Annotated in this window: 21 protein-coding genes and 1 tRNA gene; 15 read left to right on the forward strand and 7 right to left on the reverse strand. The window is 53.6% G+C overall.

Annotated elements, in window-relative coordinates; all coding sequences use genetic code 11:
• From OXF42_06280 to lysA, 4 genes are all read right to left on the reverse strand, one after another.
• A partial coding sequence (locus OXF42_06280; protein MCY4047690.1) for a DMT family transporter occupies positions 1-909 on the reverse strand: 909 nt, incomplete at its 3' end.
• Positions 890-1,303, reverse strand: a complete 414-nt coding sequence (locus tag OXF42_06285) for a biopolymer transporter ExbD (protein ID MCY4047691.1) — start codon at positions 1,301-1,303, stop codon at positions 890-892. The genes OXF42_06280 and OXF42_06285, both read right to left, overlap by 20 nt.
• Complete coding sequence (locus tag OXF42_06290; protein ID MCY4047692.1) at positions 1,300-1,911, reverse strand: MotA/TolQ/ExbB proton channel family protein; 612 nt, start codon at positions 1,909-1,911, stop codon at positions 1,300-1,302. The genes OXF42_06285 and OXF42_06290 overlap by 4 nt, the downstream gene beginning before the upstream one ends.
• 16 nt (positions 1,912-1,927) lie before the next feature.
• Positions 1,928-3,208 carry a diaminopimelate decarboxylase gene (gene lysA / locus OXF42_06295; GenBank protein ID MCY4047693.1) on the reverse strand — a complete coding sequence of 427 codons (1,281 nt, stop codon included), beginning with the start codon at positions 3,206-3,208 and terminating at the stop codon, positions 1,928-1,930.
• Between the two features lie 144 nt (positions 3,209-3,352).
• Between lysA and hemE the strand changes: the two genes are divergently transcribed.
• The 14 genes from hemE (at position 3,353) to OXF42_06365 (ending at position 18,682) form a co-directional block, all read left to right on the forward strand.
• A complete protein-coding gene (gene hemE, locus OXF42_06300; protein MCY4047694.1) occupies positions 3,353-5,290 on the forward strand; it encodes a uroporphyrinogen decarboxylase in 1,938 nt (645 codons plus the stop codon).
• On the forward strand, positions 5,287-6,207 hold the full coding sequence (gene hemH / locus OXF42_06305; protein MCY4047695.1) for a ferrochelatase: 921 nt from the start codon (positions 5,287-5,289) through the stop codon (positions 6,205-6,207). The genes hemE and hemH overlap by 4 nt, the downstream gene beginning before the upstream one ends.
• Complete coding sequence (hemG, locus tag OXF42_06310; protein MCY4047696.1) at positions 6,204-7,586, forward strand: protoporphyrinogen oxidase; 1,383 nt, start codon at positions 6,204-6,206, stop codon at positions 7,584-7,586. Before hemH ends, hemG begins: the two co-directional genes overlap by 4 nt.
• Positions 7,587-7,588: 2 nt before the next feature.
• Positions 7,589-9,289: a DUF262 domain-containing HNH endonuclease family protein gene (locus tag OXF42_06315; GenBank protein ID MCY4047697.1), complete on the forward strand. Its 1,701-nt coding sequence runs from the start codon at positions 7,589-7,591 to the stop codon at positions 9,287-9,289.
• A gap of 4 nt (positions 9,290-9,293) precedes the next feature.
• Positions 9,294-10,931, forward strand: coding sequence for a site-specific DNA-methyltransferase (locus OXF42_06320; GenBank protein ID MCY4047698.1), 1,638 nt, complete (start codon positions 9,294-9,296; stop codon positions 10,929-10,931).
• Positions 10,932-10,958: 27 nt separating this feature from the next.
• Complete coding sequence (locus tag OXF42_06325; protein MCY4047699.1) at positions 10,959-11,639, forward strand: hypothetical protein; 681 nt, start codon at positions 10,959-10,961, stop codon at positions 11,637-11,639.
• A 40-nt stretch (positions 11,640-11,679) separates the two neighbouring features.
• Positions 11,680-13,110, forward strand: coding sequence for a HEPN domain-containing protein (locus tag OXF42_06330; protein ID MCY4047700.1), 1,431 nt, complete (start codon positions 11,680-11,682; stop codon positions 13,108-13,110).
• Between the two features lie 57 nt (positions 13,111-13,167).
• Positions 13,168-13,572, forward strand: coding sequence for a hypothetical protein (locus OXF42_06335; protein ID MCY4047701.1), 405 nt, complete (start codon positions 13,168-13,170; stop codon positions 13,570-13,572).
• 2 nt (positions 13,573-13,574) lie between these two features.
• Positions 13,575-16,112 carry a DEAD/DEAH box helicase family protein gene (locus OXF42_06340; GenBank protein MCY4047702.1) on the forward strand — a complete coding sequence of 846 codons (2,538 nt, stop codon included), beginning with the start codon at positions 13,575-13,577 and terminating at the stop codon, positions 16,110-16,112.
• 81 nt (positions 16,113-16,193) lie between these two features.
• Positions 16,194-16,955 (forward strand): SDR family NAD(P)-dependent oxidoreductase, encoded by a 762-nt coding sequence (locus tag OXF42_06345; GenBank protein ID MCY4047703.1) that lies wholly within the window; start codon positions 16,194-16,196, stop codon positions 16,953-16,955.
• Between the two features lie 74 nt (positions 16,956-17,029).
• A complete protein-coding gene (locus tag OXF42_06350) occupies positions 17,030-17,791 on the forward strand; it encodes an SDR family NAD(P)-dependent oxidoreductase (GenBank protein ID MCY4047704.1) in 762 nt (253 codons plus the stop codon).
• Between the two features lie 10 nt (positions 17,792-17,801).
• Positions 17,802-17,873 (forward strand) — tRNA-Thr (locus OXF42_06355).
• 14 nt (positions 17,874-17,887) lie between these two features.
• Entirely contained in the window at positions 17,888-18,250 is a 363-nt protein-coding gene (locus OXF42_06360) for a hypothetical protein (GenBank protein MCY4047705.1), read from the forward strand.
• A 12-nt stretch (positions 18,251-18,262) separates the two neighbouring features.
• The gene (locus OXF42_06365; GenBank protein ID MCY4047706.1) at positions 18,263-18,682 is read left to right on the forward strand and encodes a nuclear transport factor 2 family protein; all 420 of its coding nucleotides are present in this window, start codon (positions 18,263-18,265) and stop codon (positions 18,680-18,682) included.
• A 15-nt stretch (positions 18,683-18,697) separates the two neighbouring features.
• Here the strand turns inward: OXF42_06365 and OXF42_06370 are convergent, their stop codons facing one another.
• Positions 18,698-19,360, reverse strand: a complete 663-nt coding sequence (locus OXF42_06370) for an NAD(P)H-binding protein (GenBank protein MCY4047707.1) — start codon at positions 19,358-19,360, stop codon at positions 18,698-18,700.
• Positions 19,357-20,376 (reverse strand): GTPase ObgE, encoded by a 1,020-nt coding sequence (obgE, locus tag OXF42_06375; protein MCY4047708.1) that lies wholly within the window; start codon positions 20,374-20,376, stop codon positions 19,357-19,359. Before obgE ends, OXF42_06370 begins: the two co-directional genes overlap by 4 nt.
• 88 nt (positions 20,377-20,464) lie before the next feature.
• Here obgE and OXF42_06380 point away from each other — a divergent pair, with 88 nt between their 5' ends.
• Positions 20,465-22,861: a S8 family serine peptidase gene (locus OXF42_06380; GenBank protein ID MCY4047709.1), complete on the forward strand. Its 2,397-nt coding sequence runs from the start codon at positions 20,465-20,467 to the stop codon at positions 22,859-22,861.
• Between the two features lie 18 nt (positions 22,862-22,879).
• Here the strand turns inward: OXF42_06380 and OXF42_06385 are convergent, their stop codons facing one another.
• On the reverse strand, positions 22,880-23,302 hold the full coding sequence (locus OXF42_06385; GenBank protein MCY4047710.1) for a hypothetical protein: 423 nt from the start codon (positions 23,300-23,302) through the stop codon (positions 22,880-22,882).
• Positions 23,303-23,384: the final 82 nt, after the last annotated feature.

A 23,384-nucleotide genomic window follows, 5' to 3' on the forward strand; every position in this document is an offset into this window, starting at 1 on the left:
GACCAGAAACACCACGCCCGCGAGTATGGAAACACCGCCCAGAAGTTTTACAGTTGACGGAACCGCGCCGAAAATGGCGAGAGACATAAGCACCACAAACAAAGACTCAAGCGGCATTACCGCCGTGCTTCGCGACAGGTCAAGCAATTTGATGGCGTAAAACTGGCACGATTTCGCTATGTATGCCCCGCAAGTTCCGCCGAGACCCATCAGCAGTATGTCGCGCGGGGAGGGCGCGTCCACAGTCCCCGTGGAAATCATATACGCAAGCAGAATCGCCGAAACCCCGAATGTTCTGAGAGTCGCCACGGTCAGCATGTTCAGCCGCCTCCGCATCAACTCTTTTCTCACAAAAAACGCCACCGCCGAGTAACACAGCGCCGAAGTGAGAACCGCCGCCACGCCCAGCAGCAGGTAACTGTCTTTGTGATACGCCACCGCGCAGCCGCCCGCTATGGTGAGCGCCATGCCCGCCGCCTCCCCCCGGTTGATTCTCTCGCGCAGAAAAATTATTCCAAGCAGCAGTGAGAACAATGTCTGCGCCTTCATAAGGAACGAAGTGAGCGCGGGGCCGATTATCCAGAGCGAGGCGACCCACAGCACCGCGCCGACCGAAGTGAACACGGAGGTCAGCAGAAATATGGAGCGGTATTTGCGGAACTCCCGGAACTCCGCCCTCTGCGAAGGCGTGAACACGGAGACGAAAAACGCCACCGCCGCCGCGCCGAAAAACCAGAAAAACGTGGTGGAAACAGGGTCAAGGCCCCCCGTGCTTGAGTCAAGATACTTGCCTATGATGTAGGACAGCGCGGTGAAAAACGCCGTCCCGCCTATCAGAACATAGCCCCTGAGGGGAAAGTTGCGTGCCTGTGAGTCTTTCAATTTAAGGTCAGAGGTTTTTCGCGGCAAACGCGATTTTTGAATAGCCCGCGGCTTTAACGGAAGCCATAACATCAACAATAGTTCCGTGAGGAACGTTTTCCTCCGCCTTGATCACCACCATTACGGACTTGTCTTCCGCCCCGTCCAGCGACTCGCGCAGGACTTTGCGCGAAACCTGCCTGTCATTCAGAAATATCCTTCCGTTCGCATACACGGACACCGAAACCTTTTTCTCCCTGACCTTTTCCACCGGAGAGCCGACTTGCGGAACTTTGATTTGAACCCCCCTGACCGCCGGAGTGAAATTGAGCGAGAGCGCAAAGAATATCAGCAGGTTGAACACCACATCCACAACGGGCGTGAGGTCAAGGTAGGTTGAAATGCCGCGCTTTTTTGAAGACACGGAAAAACGCCCCCTCATGCCCCGCCCCCGCCCCGCAGGGATTTCAGTATGTCTTCGGACGCCTGCTCAAGGCCCAGCATGACGGCCTCATATTTTCCAGCAAGATATTTGTGAGCGACAAAGGTCGGTATGGCAACGCCCAGCCCGAGGGCGGTCGTGTAAAGCGCCTCGGATATGCCGCCCGCAAGAGACGCCGGGTTCACCTCAATGTCAAGCGAGATGGCGCTGAAGATTTTTATCATCCCCGATATTGTTCCCATAAGCCCCAGAAGCGTGCTGACGCTGCTTATCGCGCCGAGCATCTCAATGTGTGAATATAGGTCAAGGGATTCGTTTTCAAGAGACCTGTCAACCGTCTGTTTGCGTTCGCCGCCGTCCGCTTCAATTGCCGCAAGGGCGACCCGCGCCGCCGCCGAGCCGTTCTGTTCGCAGAGTATTTTCGCGCCGGAGGTTTCGCCTTTTTCCAGCAACTCCACCGCGCGGGAGACAAAGGCGTCCGGAAACGCCTTTGAACCCCTGAGGATATAGATTTTTTCAATAAACAGCGCCGCCCCGATGATAGAGCACGCCGCTATGGGGTAAAAGAATATCCCCGTTTTGTCCAGTACTTGAAGCAGGATTTCCATCGCCGTTTCCCAATTATCAGCCCAAACCGGCCGTTTCTCCCCTTATCATATCCTCAAAACTCTCTCTTTCCCTAACCACACGGAAACCGCCCCCTCTGACGAGAACCTCCGCCGCCCTCGGCCTTGTGTTGTAGTTTGACGACATGGTGAAGCAGTAAGCCCCCGCGCTCATCACCGCGAGCAGGTCTCCCGCCTCCACCGGGGGAAACTCCCTGCCGGTCGCAAGAAAGTCTCCCGATTCGCAAACCGGGCCCACGATGTCCGCAATCTCCGTTTTGCCTCCGGCGTTTTGCCTGACCGGCGCAATCTCGTGGCGCGACCCGTAGAAAGCGGGGCGGATCAAATCGTTCATTGCCGCGTCAACAATGATGAATTTTTTCCCGCTTCCCCGCTTTACGTATATAACGCGGGTGAGCAGCAGCCCCGCGTTTGCGGCAAGAGACCGCCCCGGCTCAATAACGAGTTTGCAGTTCGCCCCGCCCGCCAGTTTTTCCACAGCGGCGGCAAAATCGCCGTGCGGGGGAGGGCGGTCATCCTCGCCGTAGCGGACGCCGAGGCCGCCCCCGATGTCCATGTAGTCAATCCCGATGCCTTTTCCCCTCAGTTCCGCCAGCAGTTTCACCAGCCGCTCCACCGAGTCTTCAAAGGACGATATGTCAAAAATTTGCGAGCCGATGTGGGCGTCTATTCCCCTGATTTCAATCCCCTCCATTTTCGCCGCCCTCCCGTACATTGCGGGCGCTTCGCGTATGTCAACGCCGAACTTGCTTTTCTTCAGCCCCGTTGAGATATACGGGTGGGTCTTCGGGTCTATGTCCGGGTTGACGCGTATTGACACCGGCGCTTTTGCGCCCGTTTCCATGGCGACCGCGTTAATGGCCTCAAGTTCGCCCTCCGACTCCACATTGAAAAATAAAATCCCCTTTTCAATTGCAAGCCGTATCTCCTCCGCCGTTTTGCCCACGCCGGAAAAAACGGTTTTTCCAAAGTCTCCGCCCGCCTTTTCCACCCTTGCCAGTTCGCCGCCCGAAACCACGTCAAACCCCGCTCCCATCTTTGCGAACAGCGACAGAACCGAGAGGTTGGAATTCGCCTTCACCGAGTAGCATATAAGGGGCGCGAGCCCCGAAAACGCTTTCTGGTATTCCCCGTAAGCCCTTTCAAAAGCCCCCGCGCCGTAAACATAGCAGGGCGTTCCCGCCTCCTCCGCCACGGCGGAGAGCGGCGCGCCCTCAAGAAACATCCCGCCGTCCGAATACGAAACGCCGGTTGTCGGAAGAAAAGGTTTTTTAGTCACGGCAGGAATTTTCAGTTTACATTACAAGCGGCGGGGTTAAAAGCGGCGGCGCATTTGCGCTTGCCGTTCAGTTTTCTTACACTTGACGGAAGGAGTCCGGTGAAAAGAGGCTGCGGGTTTGCGCGGCGCGGACGGAGATTTTCAATGAAAAACGGTTTTAACGGGTTAAGGGTTGCCGCTTTTGAGAGCAGGCGCGCACGGGAGATTGAGGAACTTATCCTCGCCCGCGGCGGAAAGCCGTCCGTTGCGCCGTCCGTGCGGGAAGAGCCGGTGAAACGCCCCAAGTCTGTGTGGGACTTTGCCGGGCGGCTTTTCGGCGGGCGGACGGACGTGCTGATACTTCTCACCGCGACCGGCGCGCGCATTATGTCGGAACTCATCACGGAACGTTACGGAAGGCGCGATTACATCAGGGCGCTGCGCAAGGTCAAAGTGGTGTGCCGGGGTCCCAAAACTGTCGCGGCTCTTGCCGAACTCGGCGTTTCCCCGTCCGTTGAGGTCAAAGAGCCCGCCACGTGGAGGGAGACGGTCGCCGCCGCCGAAGAGGCGGGGCTGCTTGACGGGGCGCGGGTTGACGTTCAGCAGTCCGGCGCGGCAAACCCCCGGCTTATGCGCGCATTGAAAAGCCGGGGCGCGGACGCGCGTTCGTTTTCCGTTTACAAGTGGGCGTTTCCCTCAGGCGCGGCGCGTCTGGAGGAGGCGGCCCGCTCCGTTGCGGAGGGGCGGCAAGATGCGGCGGTTTTCACAAGTTCGCGGCAGGTTGTCAATTTTTTTGAGGCGGCGCGGCGCGCAAAGGTGGCGCGCCTTGCAAAAAAGGGGCTTTCCGGCGCGGTGGTCGCCTCGGTGGGACCCTCCACAACGGAGACGCTTGAGGGTTTCGGCGTGTCCGTTGACTACGAGCCTGACGCAACGGAGATGGGGGCGCTGATAGAGGGGCTTGCCTCGCGCGCGGCGGACCTTCTTGAGAAAAAAACAAGGGCGCGCTCTCAGGGAATTGACACTCTGCGCTGGAAAAGGACGGACATGGCATGGTCGCGCCGCGCCCGCCCCCGCGCTGCGCGGGACTCGGTTTTTATGAAGGCCTGCCGCCTTGAGCCCGCCGGGCGGACGCCGGTCTGGATAATGAGGCAGGCGGGCAGATACCTGCGCCAATACCGGCGGATAAGGGCGAATGTTCCGTTCCTTGACCTTTGCAAAAATCCCGAACTTGCCGCGGAGGTGAGCCTGATGCCGGTTGACATGTTCGGTTTTGACGCGGCGATAATTTTTGCGGACATACTTCTGATTCTTGAGCCGCTGGGCGTGGGGATAGAGTTTTCAAAGGGAGACGGCCCGAGGATTAAAAACACCGTCCGCTCCGCCGCCTCGGTTGACCGCATGAGGGATTTTGACCCCGAAGAGATGGGCTATGTGTGCAAGGCGCTTGAGACGGCGAGAAGGGCGCTCAGCCCGCAGGTCGCCCTGCTGGGGTTTGCCGGCGCGCCCTTTACGGTCGCCTCATACATGATAGAGGGCGGGGCGTCTTCAACCTACGCGAACACAAAGGCGCTTATGCGGACGGACCCCGGCTTGTGGGACGCGCTTATGTCGCGGCTTGCCGTGGCGACCTCCTCCCACCTGAACGCGCAAATCGCCGCCGGGGCGGACGCGGTTCAACTTTTTGACAGTTGGGCCGGATGCCTTTCGCCGGACGATTACCGCCGCTTTGTTCTGCCGTATTCAAAGGCGGTGTTCCGCTCCCTGCCCGCCGGTGTTCCGGCGATTCATTTCGGGGTCGGCGCGGGCTCTCTTCTCGGCATGATGAAGGAGGCGGGCGGAAGCGTCATCGGCGTTGACTGGACGGTTGACCTTGCCGATGCGTGGAAAACGGTCGGGTATAAAACCGCCGTTCAGGGAAATCTTGACCCCTCCGTTATGGTTTCGGAACGCGCGGTTATGGAGAAAAATGTGGCTGCCATATTAGGCAAGGCGGGCGGAAGGCCCGGGCACATATTCAATCTCGGCCACGGCATTCCGCCGTCTGCGCGCGCGGAAAACGTTCTCGCGCTGGTGGACAAAGTCCGGGAGTTGTCATCGCGGTGAACGGTTTTGATTCCATACTTCTGATAGGGTACGGCGCGCCGGAAAAGGGCGCGGATGTGCCGGAATTTCTGCGCATAGTCGCGGGCGGGTTTTCCATACCGGAGGAGAGGATTAAGGAGGTGGAGAGCCACTACATGCGGGTTGGCGGCGGCTCGCCTCTGAACGAATTGACACGGCGGCAGGGCGAGGGGCTCAAAAAGTTTCTTGAGAGCGGCGGCGCGCCCCTGCCGGTTTACATGGCGATGAGAAACTGGCATCCGTTCACCGCTGACACCGTTGCCCGGATGAAGCGGGACGGGCGCAAAAAATGCGTCGCCCTGATAACGGCGCTTCACCAGTGCGACACAAGCTGGCAGAGGTATCAGCGCGAGGTGGAGGACGCAAACCGCAAAGCCGGAGCCGGAATAAAGTTTGTCTATCCGCCGCCGCTTTTTGACAATCCCCTGTTCATAGAAAACTGCGCGGACAGGGTTGCCGAGCAGATTGAAAAACTTCCGGGCGGGCGGCTGTCGGAGTCGGCGCGGCTTATTTTCACCGCCCACAGCATTCCCGTTGAAATGCCCGGCTCAGACACATACCGGAGGCAGTTTCTCAAGACCTGCGAACTTACCGCCGCGCGGCTGGGCGCCGGAGACTATGCCGTTGCGTGGCAGAGCAGAAGCGGAAGCCCTAATCAGGAGTGGTTTGAGCCGGACGTCTGCGATGTGATTGCCTCCCTTCGCGGCGCGGCGAGCCACATTATCATTCAGCCGATAGGGTTTTTGTGCGACCATGTTGAGGTTCTGTTTGACATTGGCGTTGAGGCGGAGGAGGCGGCGGGGGAGGCCGGAATTACGATGTTCAGGGCAAAGACCGTGAATGACGACCCGAAATTTATCCGCGCTCTGGGCGAAACGGTTCTCGGTGTTATCGGATGAAACTGGTTGTCATCGGGGCGGGAATATCCGGGCTTTGCGCCGCCCTTGAGGCCTCCCGCCTTGCGCCCGCGCCGGAGGTTGAAATCCTTGAGGCGGGAAATTCCGCGGGCGGGGTCATATCAACATTCCGCTCCGGCGGGTTTATTCTTGAGCGCGGGCCGGACTCTTTTTTTGCGGACGCGGAAACGGTTGATTTTATTTCGGGGCTGAACTCTCCCCCTTCTCTTGAGGCGACCTCCGAAAGCGGCCGCCGGGTTTTCCTTATGGAGGGAGGCCGCATGACCGCGCTTCCCGACGGTTTTTTCATAATGACGCCGCGCAAAATCCTTCCTTTTCTCGCAAGCCCCCTGTTTTCGCTCCGGGGCAAATTAAGGGCGCTTGCCGAGCCGTTTGTTCCCGCCCGCGCGGAGGGGGGCGATGAGAGCGCGGCCTCTTTTGTCCGCCGCCGGTTCGGTGATGAGATACTGCAAAAAGCCGCCGCGCCGCTGATTGGCGGGATTTACTGCGCTTCGCCCGATGTTCTGGGAGCGGGGGCGGTTTTGCGGGAGTTTGTCAAAATGGAAAAAAACAGCGGAAGCGTGTTGCGTTCCGTCCTGTTTGACGGCGCGGACAAGGGCGGGGGCGGGGCGCGTTTCGGCGCGTTTCTTTCCCCGAAGGGCGGGATGTCCGAAATAGTTGAGGCGGTTTTGCGGTCGCTTCCCGGCGGCTGTGTGAGAACGGGTTTTTGCGTGTCTGAAATAAGAAAAAAATCCGGTGTCTGGGAAATTGCGTCTCAGGACGGCGGGGTTGCGGAGGCCGATGCGGTGGTAGTTGCCGCGCCGTGCCGCGCTGCGGCGCGTATGCTTGAAAATGCCGGCGGCGGTCTTTCGCGTCTTCTTTCTTCGGTCAATTATTCTTCATGCGCGGTTGCCTCTCTCGCATACAAGGCGGGCGGGCTGCCCCGCGCTCCGGACGGGTTCGGGGTTTTGTTTCCGCGTGCCGGAGAGGGGGAGGTGTTTGCCTGTTCGTTTCAGAGCCGCAAGTTTCCGCGCACCGCGCCGCCGGGTTTTTCGGTGGCAAGGTTTTTTATGGCGGGCGGGGATGTTTGCGCGATGGATGATTCCGAAATAATTTTGCGCGCCCGCCGCAAGGCGGAGGAGGTGTTCGGGGCAACTGAGCCGCCGGAGATGAGCGCGGTCGGAAACTACGGCGGCGCGATGCCCGTTTGCGGTGTGGGGCACGGGGATATTGTGGCGCGGATAAATGAAGCCGCCGCCGGGCTTGGCGGGGTCGCCTTTGCGGGAGGGGCGTTCGGGGGCGTGGGGATTGGGGATTGTATAAGGTCGGGGAGAAGGGCGTCGCGGAGATTGAGTTTAGGGCGTCGCGGGGGTAAAGTGTAGTTATGAGCAGGTCCTTCAAACGAGTTTATTTAGAGCCGGAGAACAAGACTTTTGGCGACATTATGAGCAATGCCAAGTCTTACCGCATACCCGCCTTTCAAAGAGATTATGCTTGGCAGCACGAGCAACTTGATGAATTGTGGCAGGATATTGAGAATATGAGAGAAAGTGAAACTCAGCATTTCTTGGGCTATTTAGTGTTGCAGAGCGGAGATGGAAAGAACTTTGAAGTCATAGACGGACAACAGCGGCTTACGACTGTTACGTTAATGATAATTGCCGTTCTTGGCCGGTTTCAGCAGATTGTTGATCAAGGCGAATCCGTTGAGGAAAACAAGAAGAGAGTTGACTTTTATCATAAAACTTATCTTGGCGTGTTTGATGCCATGAGCTTGGAGACATCTTTGAAGTTGACTCTCAATCGCAATAACAACGGGCATTTCAGGGACATTATTACCGAACCCTACGGAGTGCCCAGAAGGAGAGGCGTTACCGCGAGCAATCGCCACTTAAACAAGGCCCTTGAATTCTTTCAGGATAAAGTTTCATCCTATAACTCGCAACAGTTGGTTCAGTTTGTCAATGATATTGCCGATGGTCTTTTGTTTACGGCAATTACGGTTAAGGATGACTTGGACGCCTATTTGGTTTTTGAGACGCTCAATGCCAGAGGGGTTCATTTGTCCGCTCCGGATTTGCTTAAAAACTACCTGTTGTCGGTAATGTCAAAGTCCGCTTTTCCGAGCCATGATGTGTTAGAGCAGTTTAATGAGATATGGGCGGAGGTCTTGGAGCAGTTAGGGGAAACCAACTTCACCGGATTCCTCCGCAGTTACCATGGCATGTCCGACAAACTAAGCCACAAGAAGGATTTATATCGCGTGATGAAGCGCAAGATAGAGAAAACGGAGGATGTTATGCCTTATGTGCGGGGTATGAAGCGTTTTGCGTCAATCTATTCGGCCTTGCAGAATCCGGATGATTCGTTTTGGAGAGAGTATGAAAACGGCGTATATCAACCTTGTTGTGACCACCTTGCTACATTGAAGTTGTTTGGTATCAAAACCCAGTTGAGTCTGCTTATGGCCGCCTATGCCAAGCTGAACCCCACAGACTTCATACAAATGACAAAGTGGATAGCGGTCGTATCAATCAGATATAACGTTATTTGCGGAAAAGTGGCAAAGGATCAGGAAATTGCCTATAACAAACTGGCTAACGGCATCATGAGCGGAGGATACGGGACCGCGAATGATGTAAGAGGCGGGTTGATGGTTGTCTATCCGTCGGACGCGGAATTTGTCAGCGCATTTAGCCTCAAAAGTATGCCGAGCCGCCAAAGCGCGAGGAAGGTTGTTTTTCTCCTGCGACAAATTGAACGGCATGTTTCAGGAGGAGGGATGCCGGTTGACAATCTGAGCCTTGAGCATGTATTGCCTTACAGCCCTGATAACTTCTGGGAGGAGTATTTTGGAAGAGAGAATTGTAGTGAGGCAACTGACCGATTGGGTAATATGGCGATATTGCCGCAAGGGCAAAACATGGGGCAGGAGCCCTTTGAAGAAAAGAAAATGAATCTTGCTTCAAGCGGTTACAGAATCAATCAGGAAATCGCCAAGCATGATGAATGGAATATGGATTCTCTGAACAGCCACCAGAATTGGCTGGCTCAGCAGGCAAAAACTGTATGGCGAATTAGTTGATAATATGCCGACACTTGATTTCAAAGGAAAACCGCTTGTTTACTCGCACCACCTGACCGTTCCTGCGCGGACGCTGGAAGTGGACGGGAAAAAGTCGCTTCCGCCGAAAGGCAAAAAGCCCTCTCTTGATGACAACCTTATTATTCACGGCGACAACCTGCACGCCTTGAAAGCGCTGTTGCCCCGTTACGGGGGAAGGGTGAACTGTATCTGTATCGACCCGCCGTATAACACCGGCAGTGAGGGGTGGATCTACAATGACAATGTGAACAGTCCAATGATGAAGGAGTGGCTTAAGAATAAAAGCCCGGTGGACGGCGAGGATTTGGAGCGGCATGACAAGTGGCTTTGTATGATGTGGCCGAGGTTGCAGTTGTTAAAAGAGTTACTTGCAGATGACGGATTTATTTTTATTTTTCTTGATGACAATGAGCATCATCGTCTGCGGATGATATTAGACGAAATTTTCGGAGAAAATAGCTTTGTTGGTGTTATTGCGTGGAAGAAAACTAGCGGAGATAACAAACCGGCTTTTGCTTTTACTCATGACAACATAATCATCTACGGGAAAGGTGCTGAATTGCCGCGCCAACCACTCACTCCAGAACAACGGGAAAATTACTCGAACCCTGACAATGACCCGCGCGGTGATTGGTCTCCCGGAGACTACCGCAGTCGTTGGACAAAAGAAGAACGTCCGAATCTCTACTATGCCATTGCAAACCCAAACACAGGCGAGAAAATATATCCAGATACTCACACGGATTCTTTGAGGGTTTGGGGTAGTTCCCGTGATGTCCATAAACAAAACGAGAAGGATGGTTTAGTCTGGTGGGGAAAGGATGGTAGGGCAACAGAACCAAGGAAGAAACGGTTCTTGTCCGACCATAAAGGCGCGAATACCAGAAGCGTTTGGGTAGATGCGGGAACTAATGATGAGGCAGGAGGATTGTTATTACACATTTTACCCAACAACAAGTTTGACAACCCGAAGCCTATATCAGTCATCAAGCGGGTTATACAACTCGCTACCAAACCTAATGATATTATCCTTGATTCTTTTGCCGGTTCTGGCACAACTGCCCACGCAACCCTTGCGCTTAATAAGGAAGATGGTGGCAATCGGAAGTTCATCCTTGTTGAGTGTGAAGAATACGCCGACAAAGTAACCGCCGAAAGGGTGCGCCGTGTTGTCAAAGGCGTTAAGAAAGCAAAAGACAAAGACCTTCAAAGCGGATTGGGCGGCAGTTTTGCATACTGCACATTGGGCGATGAAATCAACGCCGAGAATATGCTGACGGGTAAGAAACTACCCTCTTACGAAACATTGGCGCGTCATGTTTTCTGGACGGCAACCGGACAATCACCGGATAAACTCCGCAAGACAAGAGACAAAGACGGCTTTTTCTATGAGACAAGCGACCGGCTTTTCTATCTGATATATGAGCCGAAACTTGCTTTTCTCAGAAGTCCTGATTCTGCCTTGAACAGTGACCGCGCCGGGCGGATTTCCAAACAGGCAAAGAGCAAGAAGAAAGAGGCGGTTGTGTTTGCCACGCATAAGTTTATGGGACAGAAGGAGTTGACAGAGATGGGGATTACGTTTTGCGGATTGCCTTATGGGGTGAATGGGTTGGGGTAGGATATGACAAAGAGGCAAGGTATAGTAGTGAGTGAAGTAATTACGAAAGAAATTACTGATATTCTTGGCACATGTGAACAACTGGTGAAGGATGCCTCTGAAACATATGATCTTTTAGGACCTTCTCGTATTCAGGAACTTGTGTCAATCACCGTGCGAGGCGGACAACTGATTGAAGAACTATACGGTTCTAACAGCACTTTTTTCCGAATGTTTGAATCTGTTAGGAAATCTCCTACATTCAGCAATATGAATGAGTATAACCACGAAAACTTAGATAAGTTACTTGGAATATTCAGAGCAGTAGAGTCCAATATACAATCTGGAATGATTGCTGACTTTCGCAAATTGGTTCAAGCAGATATTTTTGCAGATTTTCTTGAAATGGCAGAATATCTCCACAAAGAAAAGTACAAGGATGCCTCCGCAGTATTGATTGGGGCTACTCTTGAAGACTCTTTACGGAAACTTGCTGATGCAAACGGGATACCTATTCATAATAGTGACGGGAAGTTTCTTACTATTGACCCATTGAATGTAAAACTTGCCAAAAAGAATGTGTATAACGCTTTAACGCAGAAGCAAATTACATCTTGGGCAAGTCTTAGAAATGATGCAACGCACGGACATTTTGATAAATATGACTCTGATCAAGTTAAGCAAATGCTGTTGTTTGTGCAAAAATTCTGTGATGATTACCTCAAATGATTTTCAAAACCTACCAGCAAAAAACCTTTGCATAAGAAGAATGGACGAGAACAAGAAAAAGATACTGAGCGACATTCTGCATAAGTCTATGGAGAATATAGGGATTAAAAATCAAATGGGTGAAAGAGCGCCTTCCGTTGAGCAATACAAGTCGCTCTATTTGAGAAAACGAGAAAGTGCTAATGAAATCATTTTTTATCAACGTTATGGTGTAAAGTGGTTGCCTTGGTATGGAGTGGTAAATGTTCCCGATATTAAAGATGACTCTATCAAATCAGAACTGGTAGATTTTCTAAAAGATGAATTGAAAGAATATGTGGAAGGAGACTACATAGTGTCCTGCTTATCGGTATCAACCCCTAACTATTCATTGAATGATTTACTCCAATCTGTTTTGAAAGTCTCAATGGTTTGGGGTGTTGAAAAAGCCGTATCTGTTTTTGAGCAATGTGTAGACAAAAAGTCTTCTATTCCCATAAAAAGATTTGCCCTTATAGAAGGTGTAATCAATCAAAGCGAGATGGAAATATTTGAGGGGATACGTTTGATGACCGGTAAAGATTTATTCGTGGATTGTCCAAACTGTCGCGAAGAATTCTTGCTCCAAGATCGTGGTGTGGGATTCGCTCATAATGGTTTCATTGTGGCTGACTATTCATTGTCTCCTATCTTTGTCAAACCGTCAGCATATCAGTTTTTTCAGCCTTCTCCTTTTCAAGAAAAATTGCAAAGCACGGAGATCAACAAGTTTGATTTTGTAAGTTTTTGCAACATATTATCTCTTGTGTCCAATAACCGTATAAGACCCATGATTGTTTCAGACTATGTGATGGGAGATATGGCTGAATTCGGCTATTTGACCAACGATGATGTTGCTCTCGGAGGTTTTCTTCGAAACAAATATCAAGTCTATGAGCGAGATAGATCGGCAATGCCGGTTAGCATTTCCAAGGAACAGATGGAAGAAGCAAAATCTTTGTATCTAAAAGTTTATGATTCTAATAGAAAAGAATTTGATTTGTTACGCACCGTAGTAATACCCAGATGGGTAAAAGCAAAAAAGTTCATTGGAGGGAGATTCTATGTTGATGATTTTATTGACTTGGGGATAGCGTTGGAATCTCTGTATGTTCCGGACTCTGGTTCGGGAGAAATATCTTTCAAATTAAGAACACGTGCCTCTTGTCATTTGGGCGCAAATGTTGAAGAAAAGATGGATATTTTTCGAAAGTTCAAAGCCATATACGACCAGCGTTCCAGAGCCGTTCATCGCGGAGAGGTTGAGAAGAAAGTCAAAATAGGCGGGAAAGATACAAGCATTTCTTCCGTGTTGGAATCCGCTCAAGATTTGTGCCGCGAATCAATCTTGAAAGTTATTGAGGCTGGCGGAGTTCCTGATTGGGATTCTTTGGTTGTTAGTGGAGGTCAAACTCCAACACCCTCAATCACTTCGGGCAATCAGGAAGGTTAGTTAGTGTATTGAGTACAAGGCATTAAGCGGTTACAATTTTTGAAACGGAGGAGAGACATGGCTGGAAACAAAGCAAGGGACTATGAGGAAACCTGTATAAACACAATTGACGGCAAACTTGAGCAGATAGACATCCGCAACAAAGCCAACAAGTTTCGCATATACACCTCTCTGCCAACTATGCCTCATCTTGACTGCATGTTTCCGCCAACACTGTTTGAGAAAGTGCAGACCGCTCTCGGTTCTTATGTTTCCGTTTCCGGTGAATGCTTTTACCGCTCCGATGAGATGATGCCCTACAAAATGGAAGTCCGGGGAATAGAGATTCTTCCCCCGCCGGAGGAACTTCCTTCCCTTAGAGACATTTACGGGATATTCCCCGATTTAACCGGAGGCAAGTCCTCCGAGCAGTTTGTCCGGGAAATACGGGATGAATGGGACAAGGATAAAAACCTTCCCTGACCATGCAACTCAAAACCTACCAGCAAAAAGCCCTTGAACAGTTAGACCGATGGCTTGAGGCGCTCAAGAAGGCGCATTTGAGATTAGAGAGAGTCCGCAAGGCGTTGGATGATGAAGATATAACCGACGAAATGAACAACCATCCCCGCACCGCTTGGAAAACCCTGATGAAACAAGGGCTTCTTCCCGCCATTGCCACAAAAGACGGAAAACCTGAAATCCCCGACTACATAGACCGCACGGCAACATCGGGCGAGCCAATCCCCCATGTCTGTATGAAAATCCCCACCGGCGGCGGCAAAACACTCTTGGGCGTTGCCTCCCTTGAACGAATGAGACAGGGCAAGGGCTTTGTCCTTTGGATTGTGCCGACAAAGGCAATATACGAGCAAACCATCAAGGCGTTCCGCACCCGCGAACACCCTTACCGCGTAATGCTTGAACAAATCTCAGGCGGCAAAGTCAAACTGCTTGAAAAAGATGACCGGTTTACAAAGCAGGATGTGGAAAGTTACCTCTGCGTAATGATGCTTATGCTTCCATCGGCAAACAGGCGGAAGGACAAGGAGTTTCTGAAAATCTTCCGCGACAGCGGCGGCTATACATCTTTCTTTCCTCAACAGGATGACTTAAAAGCGAATGAAAGACTTATTGAGAAACACCCCGATTTGGAAACTAATAAGAAAGGCGATTGGGTCAAACACAGTTTAATCAACACCCTGAAACTTATACGTCCGACAGTGATATTAGATGAGGCGCACAAGGCTTACGGCAAAAACGATGAAAGCAACAAAGAGTTTGTCAAATCCGTCAATCAACTTAATCCCCGCTTTGTGCTTGAACTCTCCGCAACCCCAAAAACCGGAATAAGCAACATCCTTGTCAATATCGGCGGACTGGAACTCAAAGATGAAGAGATGATCAAATTGCCGATTGAAATTCACAGCGTTACAGACTTGGACTGGCAACACACACTTACGGCGGCAAAAGAGAAACTGAACAACCTTGAAAAAGAGGCGGGACAGTTGAAGAGCAGAGAAAACCGCCACATTCGCCCCATCGCTCTGGTAAGGGTTCAGAGAACAGGAAAGGAGCAGAGAGAGCAAGGGTATATACACGCCGAGGACGCAAAGGACTATCTGATACGCAACCTTAAAGTGCCGGAGGAACATATAAGAATTCAGTCTTCCGAAAAGAAAGAACTCGCGGGTGAAGACCTTATGAGCGAAATGAGCAATGTCCGCTGGATTATCACAAAGGACGCTCTTAAAGAGGGATGGGACTGCTCATTTGCATACATACTTGCGCTTCTTGACAACACAACGGCAAAAACCGCCATTACTCAAATGGTCGGGCGCGTTATGCGCCAGCCCCATGCCCGCTCTGTTGATAAAAACGGACCGCTCAACAGATGCTTTATCTATTGTTGCAATGTGGATGTTGGAAAAGCCGTTGAATGGGTGCGGACGGGGCTTGAGAACGAAGGGCTTACGGGGCTTGGCGGGTCTGTTATGAGCGAAGGGGAAACGGGCGCGGGAGCGGTTACACGGACAATTAACCGGCGAGCCGCTTACAAAAAATTGGACATCTTTCTGCCTCAAGTGCTGCACAAAGACGGCGCAAAATGGCGTCCGATTGATTACGACCGCGACATTCTCGGCGCTTTGGACTGGGGAAGCATTGACACGGGCAGGGCGGTTAATTTCAGCAATACCGGCATGATGGCGGAAATAAAAGCAGTGGTTGACCTTAAAGGCGACAATCCGCCTGTTTCCGAGTCTGAAATTGACACGGGGGAAACCCTTACGCAGGACTACTTTGTCCGCCGTTTGATTGACACAGTTCCCAATCCGTGGCAAGCGGCGCGCATCACCGGGCAGTTTCTCACAAAACACAGCAAATATGATGACGCAAAACTTTTGAAAAACCGCGTTTATCTTTCCGAGGTTTTAAGGCAACGGGTCAGGGATGAAGTGGACAGAAAAGCCGAACAATGTTTCCGCGATAAGTTGGAGGCGGATGAAATTAAGTTTCATCTTGTAACCGATAAAGAATTGAACTACGAACTCTACAAGACCCTTGAAGTGTCTGTCAGGGAAGGTGAGAGACTGCTTTCCGGCAAGCACGGGCGGACAATTCAACAGAGTTTGTTTGAGGATGTTTTTGAAAGCGACTTTAACGACCTTGAAGCAAACTTCGCGCTTTGTCTGGAACAAAGCAAGGCAATATACTGGTGGCACAGAATAGCGGCGAGGCGGGGGTATTCAATTCAGGGCTGGAAACGGCACAAGGTTTATCCCGACTTTATAGCGTGCAGGAAAGACAACAAACTGCTGATAATGGAAACAAAAGGGCTTCACCTGAAAGGCAATGAGGATACGGAATACAAGAAAAAGTTGCTCAAAACCCTTGAGGCAACCTATAAGACCGCTCTTAAAAGGGGCGAAATGGAAACAATCGGCGAGACCCCGGCAAAGTTCAGAATGCTTTTTGAAAACACTTGGGAGCAGGATTTCAATGCCATGATTGCCGGAAGATGACACTCCCGCTTCCCGCTCTCCCATTTGATACCCCCCTCCGCCAATGTGTAGAATACCCGCCAATGTTCAGGAGGTAACACAATGAAACTGAAAGGAAAAATCGCCCTCATAACGGGCGGAAGTCTCGGTCTCGGAAAAGCGACGGCAATTCTGTTTGCTCAAGAGGGGGCTACTGTCATCATAACCGGCAGAACGGAAAAGACCCTTAAAGAGGCGGTCGCCGAAGCCGAATCCAAAGGGGTGAAAATTGAGTATCTGGTGAGCGATGTCGCAAAAGAGGAAGACTGCAAAAGCGCGGTTGAAGAGACAGTCAAACGGCACGGCGCGGTGGACATTCTGTTTAACAACGCCGGAGTTCTCTCCCCCGCCGTAACGCATGAGACGGAGACCGGCGAATGGGACAGGATTTTTGCAATCAATGTTCGCGGGACTTTTATGATGTCCAAATACACCATCCCCCACATGCTCAAAAAAGGAAGCGGTTGCATAGTGAACAACTCATCCGTTGTCGGCCTCAAAGGGGTCGCCGGGTTCACTCCCTATGTTGCGTCAAAAGGCGCGGTAACACAGTTCACAAGGGCGATGGCGCTTGACTACGCGCAGCAGGGGATACGGGTGAACGCAATATGCCCGGGCGCGATTGTTACCCCGATGGTAACCAACATCATTGACGCAATGGAAGACAAACAGGCGGCTGAAGACATGCTGACCTCATTCCACCCGATGGGCAGACTGGGACAGCCGGACGAGATAGCAAGAGCGGTGCTCTTCCTCTGCGAAGACGGAGTTGACTTTATGACCGGCATAATGCTTTCGGTGGACGGCGGCTGGATAGCGCAGTAACACGCCGCGCCGGTTTGAGAAACACGGCGGCGGGGTATAAAATGCGTCAGCAGTTACAGGTTGGAGGTAACACAATGAAGCTGAAAGGAAAAGTCGCCCTCATAACGGGCGGAAGTCTCGGGCTCGGAAAGGCGACGGCAATTCTGTTTGCTCAAGAGGGGGCTACTGTCATCATAACCGGCAGAACGGAAAAGACCCTTAAAGAGGCGGTCGCCGAAGCCGAATCCAAAGGGGTGAAAATTGAGTATCTGGTGAGCGATGTCGCAAAAGAGGAAGACTGCAAAAGCGCGGTTGAAGAGACAGTCAAACGGCACGGCGCGGTGGACATTCTGTTTAACAACGCCGGAGTTCTTTCCGCCGCCTCCACGCATGAGACCGAAACCGAAGAGTGGGACAGGATTTTTGCAATCAACGTTCGCGGGACTTTTATGATGTCCAAATACGCCGTTCCGCACATGCTCAAAAAAGGAAGCGGCTGCATAGTGAACAACTCGTCCATTTTAGGATTGAAGGCGCTCCCCGGAATTGCCGCATACACGGCTTCAAAGGGGGCGGTAACACAGTTCACAAGGGCAATGGCGCTTGATTACGCGCAGCAGGGGATACGGGTGAACGCAATATGCCCGGGCACAATCGTTACGCCGATGGTAACCGGAATGCTTGACTCAATGGAAGACAAACAGGCCGCGGAGGAAATGTTCAAGTCGTTCCATCCGATGGGACGCCTCGGCCATCCCGATGAGATTGCAAGGGCAGTGCTGTTTCTCTGCGAGGACGGGGTTGATTTTATGACGGGAACAATGCTTTCAGTGGACGGCGGCTGGATAGCCAGATAGTCCGCCCGTTGCCGATGTAGCTCAGAGGCAGAGCAGCTCACTCGTAATGAGCAGGTCAGGGGTTCGAGTCCCCTCATCGGCTTGAAAGGAATTTTTATGCGCGATTTTACAGTTCAGAGAAAAGATATAGAACAGTCCTTTTCGCTGGTGTGGAAGTTTGCCGTGAGCAGGCGCATTGTGTCATCATCATCCGCTTTTGAGGATTTGGCGCGGCGGCTTTCCGGCGCGGGAGTGGAAACGGTTCTGTTTGACGCCGCGGGAGATATACATACGGAAGGGACGATTTTTCTGGTGCTCACCGAAGAAGAGGCAAACGCGGTGAAAGGCGCGGTTTTTCTTGCGTCTCCCGCTTCGGCGTCTCTTGAGGCGAAGATGCTCTGCTCATACGTGTCAAGCCTTGACGGAAAGGACGCGGTGGCTGAAATGGCGGATTTGATAATGACCGCAAAGGGGGCATAATTCCGCCGCGCTATGTGCAAAAAACAGACACGGGAGATACGGGAGGCGCAGGACACTTTTTACGAGGCGCTCAACAGGGCGGACATTGAGATGATGGAAAAAGTGTGGGTCGCCGGGGGAAAGGCTAAATGTATTCATCCGGGCTGGCCCGCCATTAAAGGGTGGGACTCAATCAAGGCGAGTTGGATGACCATATTTGAATCCGGCGAACTCGCAAGCGTGGAAACCTCGGACGTTACCATTGACGTGGGCGAAAAAGCCGCGTGGGTGAACTGCGTTGAGAAACTCAACCATTTTGTTGACGGCAGGGTTGTCGTAACGCTCGCTCAGGCGACAAACATCTTTGAAAACACCGGAGACGGATGGCGGATGACGCTTCATCACGCCTCGCCGATTCCGGTCAGTTCGCTTCCCGAAGCGGAATTGCAGTAAGCCCGCCGCCCGTTTTTATACGCTGTTTATGAAAACCGCCTGTTTGTTGAAGCGGCCGTCCACGGCAAGGTCAACAAGGGCTTTGCCCAGTTCCGCCACCCGCACCTTGATTCCGCCGGGCTTGAAAGGGGTTATGTTTGCGTCCCGCCTGTAGGGTTCGGGCGTTATCCACGGCGGACGCACCACCGTCCAGTCAAGACCGCTTTCGCAAAGGATTTCATACTCGGCGCGTTTGTCGTCAAGCAGGTTCTTGAGGCTGCGGTTTGTTTTCGTGAGCAGGTATGCCGCACCGCTGAAGAATTTCCCCCGGATGCTGAATTTGTCGGTCGGCACGGACAAACTCGCGCCCGAAACCGCGACATAGCGCGAAATACCCGCCTCCGGCATTAATTCCGAAAGGTGGCGGGCGGCGCTTGAGTGAACTTTGAATCCGGTCCGGAGTTCCGTGGGTCCCAGCGCGCTTATAACGGCGTCCGCTCCGCTTATCAAATCGCGCACGGCTTCGCGCTCCGTCACATCGCCCCGCACGGCCTCAAACACACCCGCCCCGCCTTCCGGCATTTGCGGCATGCGGGCGGGGTTTCTCACCAGCCCCCGCGCATTGTGGCCAAGGCGGAGGCAGTAACTGACCGCCATCGCCCCCGTGCGCCCGGACGCTCCCAAAACGGCAAAGGTCACGGCAAGCCCGCCTCCTCTTGTTCAAGCATTTCCCCGACACTGTTAATGAGCGCCCGCACCCCCGCGCCCGTGGCGGCGGAAATTGCCTCCGCCCGTATTCCCTTGCCTTTGAAAAACTCCGCAAGTTGCGCGGCTTTTTCCGCCGCTTCGGGAATGTCGGTTTTGTTCAGGGCGATTATCTGCGGCTTGTCGGCGAGCGCCGCGCCGTAAAGACGCAGTTCTGAATTTATCGCCGCATAGTCCTCAAGGGGGTCTCTGCCGGAAAACGGCGACACGTCTATCATGTGGACAATCACCCGCGTTCTTTCAACATGGCGCAGGAAACGCAAGCCCAGCCCCGAGCCCTTGTGCGCGCCGGGAATGATGCCGGGAATGTCCGCCATTGTGAAGGTTTTGTGGTCTCCCCACCGCACCACGCCGAGATTGGGAACAAGGGTGGTGAAGGGGTAGTCCGCTATCTTCGGCTTTGCGGCGGACGCCTTTGAGATGAGGGTTGATTTTCCGGCGTTTGGAAAACCCGCGATGCCGACATCGGCAAGAAGTTTCAGTTCAAGAAAAATTTCGGATTTCTCTCCCTCCGCGCCGTCGTAAGCCGTGCGCGGGGCTTGATTGGTTGAGGTGGCAAAGCCGCAGTTTCCGCGCCCTCCGCGCCCGCCTTTTGCCGCCGCCACCTCCCGCCCCTCCGTGCTGAGGTCCGCTATTATTGCGCCCGCCTTCTCCCGCCGGACAACAGTTCCCACCGGAACGTTTATGACAACATCCCCGCCGTTTCCGCCGTTTTTGTTTCCGCCCCCGCCGTGCCCTCCGCGCCCGGCGCGGTAATGCCTCTTGTAGCGGCAGTCAAGGAGCGAGCGCACACCGGCAACGGCGCGCACAATCACATCCCCGCCGTTTCCGCCGTTTCCGCCGTCCGGCCCGCCCCTCGGAACGTGTTTCTCGCGCCTGAAACTGACGCACCCGTTTCCGCCCCCGCCGGACTCAACAAAGATTTTCGCCTCGTCAATGAATTGAATCATACGGCACGTATTATAATGGACTTGCGCGCCCGCCGTTTCCGCCGGGCTTTGTTGACAAAGGCGGGGGGCTTTAATCACACTAACCCGTATGAGAAATTCCCTTGCGGCAATAATGGTTGTCTGCCTTGTTGCCGGGTGCGGCGGGAGAGGGGGCGGCGCGCAGGTTGTCCGCCCCGCGCCTCAGTCCGTCCCCCGGCCCGTTACATCTGCGCCGGTGGCTTCTCCGGATGAGAGTGAGAGGGCGGACATAGACGCGCTTGAAGCCTTTTACGGCGGATATTTCCGGGGCTCTCTGGCGAACGCGCCGTTCAGTCTTGTCAATCTGGACAGGGCGTATGCGAATATCTATAACTCAAGCGGGGCGGTGGCGGCGGGGAGGCCGGGCAACGGGGCGACCATCGGGTTTATTGACACCGGCTTGGATGCGTTGCATCCGGCGTTTGCGGGCAAAAGGGTGTCCGCCACATACCTTCAGGGAACTTATGAGGGGTCTGACCTGCGGGACGCCTCGCACGGGACCCGCGTTGCGAGCGTGGCGGCGGGAGTGAGGCGGTTCTGGCTGCTTGGCGACAGTCTGGTAACTTCCGAGGGCGTTGCTCCGGGAGCGGATATCCGGATGTTTGCCGTGCCTCTCGGCAGCGGGTCGCCGGTGGTTGCCGCTCCGACTGAAAGTCAACTGCTGGGAGGGGGGATTGATGACGCCGAGCCGTTTGTTGAGGCTCTCAAACCCTCTCTGAGTGTGGATGTGCTGAATATGAGTTTTGGCATTCGCAGCAATGTTGAGCATTACACTGAGTCGGCGCTTCGCGCGGGGCTTGGCAAGACCATAGAAGCCCTTTCGCAGGCGGGGCGTCCCGAAAAGGCAATTCTTGTATGGGCGGGCGGCAACGAAAACGGGCTGTTGTGCGTGGACGGGTCGCCGGGTTGTGAAAGCAGTGGTTTTTTTGACGGCGGGTCGCCGGGTTTGCTGTCGGGGCTGCATGCAAAAATATCGGAGTTGCAGGGTCACAGCGTTGTGGTCGTGGCAACACGGCCTGACGGGAGGATTGCCGATTTTTCCAACAGGTGCGGAATTGCCGCCGATTGGTGCATAGCCGCTCCGGGCGAGAGTATCTGGGTTGCCTTCTCTTATGAAAGGTCGGACGGCAGTGTGTCAAGACTCCTGAGTTTGCGTGACGGCACATCTTTTTCCGCCCCGATAGTTGCGGGCGGTCTCGCCCTGATGAAACAGCAGTTTCGCGGGAATTTGAGCAATGTTCAGTTGCTTGAAAGAATGTTTGCCACGGCGGATAAGACCGGCATATACGAGCGGGCGGGGGAGAATGCGGGCGGCGCAATTTACGGGCAGGGGCTGCTTGACCTCGGAGCCGCCACAGAGCCGGTTAGGACTGTGGGAACGGACGCAAGCGGAGCGGGGTTTGTAAACGAGGAAAGCGTCCGGCGGTTTGTTCCGCTGTCCGGCACGGGCATTGAAACGGCCGGGGCGTTCGGAGACGGAATTGCCCGCGCTTTTGCCGGAAGGGAGATCGCGGGCTTTGACTCCCTCGGAGCGCCGTTCTGGTATCCGCTTGAGGGGTTCGCCGTGAAAACCGAAATATCCGCAGTCCGCGGGCAACTGCTTGAATTTGTTGATTTCTCAACCGGCGGGAAAACGGCGGGGAAGGGCGGTGTTTCCGCTCCCCTGTTTACGGATGAAAACGGGCGGGGAAAAGGTTTCGGCGCGGCGGGCGGCGGGCGGATTTCCCCGGTTTATGTCTCAATGGCGAGGGGAGGAATAAAAGAGTCCGGCCGCCTGAATAAATCGGGTCATCTGTCTTTCGTGGAAAACCCCGTTTCCTTCGGTGTGGAGTCCGACAATTTTGCCGTCTCCGCATTCGCCTCCGATGAGCGGGAGGAGAGGGGGGCGCGGGGGGCGGTGGTTTCCTATCGCATGTCAAACCTGCCTTTCAGTTTCCGCTCCGGCTACATTTCGGAATCAAACTCCGCTCTCGGCGCAACGGCGGAGGGGGCGTTTGGCGGTGTGTCCGCGCGGGCGGCTTTTGCCTCAGTCGGCTGGGATTATGAGGCTGGCGACTGGCAAATAGTTGCCGATGCGGAAATGGGGATTGCCGCCCCTGAGGCGGGCTACGGGCTGATAAGCGGCGTTTCGCGGTTAAAAACGAGTTCATTTTCGGCGGGGGTAATTCGCAGGTTTTCCGGCGGTTCGGCTGTCCGGGTTTCGGTTTCGTCTCCGCTCAGGGTGGAGAGCGGGCGTATGGGGTTTTCAATTCCCACGGGCAGAACGCCCGAAGGGACGATACTGCGCGAGGCGGTAACGGCGAATCTTGAGCCGACCGGCAGGCAGATGGATTTTTCCGCGCAAGTGGTGGCTCAGACAAGGATGGGGAGGGTGAGCATAGGCGGAGTGGCAAGCCGCGAGCCGGGGCATGATGAAAACGCCGACACCGCGCTGTCGCTGCTTGCGGGTTATGTTATGGATTTTTGAGGTCGCTGTTTTTCTGTCTTATTTGCCGATTTTTACCGGCTCAATTCCGGTCTTTTCAATCACGGCGTTGATTATGCCGTTCCAGTAAAGCCACCAGTGGGAATTCTCTTTGTGGTTGCCGAGTTGCTGCTGGGCGTAGAGCAGGGCGTGCTCCGGTTTGTTCTGGTAAAGCAGCAGTTTTTCCGCCGCGTCTTTGACCTCTTTTTCGTCAACGGGGATTTCGTCAAGCTGGGTTTGAAGCGTTTCCCTTATGGCGTTTATCTCGCCTTGAACGACTTCCATTCCGTCCGATATGCGTTTGCACTGCGGCTTCACCTCGCCCTTGATGTCTTTGCTTTGCTTGGTCATCAGGTCGGCAAAGTCGCGCAGTTTGTCCGCCGTGTCGCGCGCCTTGTTTGTCTCTATGATTATTTTGGTTATCGCTTTTGCGGTTAAAGCCATTGTTTCGCCCTCCGGCGCGGTTGGAGATGTCCGCGCTTGAAAGTAAGTGTATTGGCATTGGGGGGATTTGCCAAATGGGGGA

The organism is Candidatus Dadabacteria bacterium, assembly GCA_026708565.1.
Taxonomy (GTDB): domain Bacteria; phylum Desulfobacterota_D; class UBA1144; order Nemesobacterales; family Mycalebacteriaceae; genus Mycalebacterium.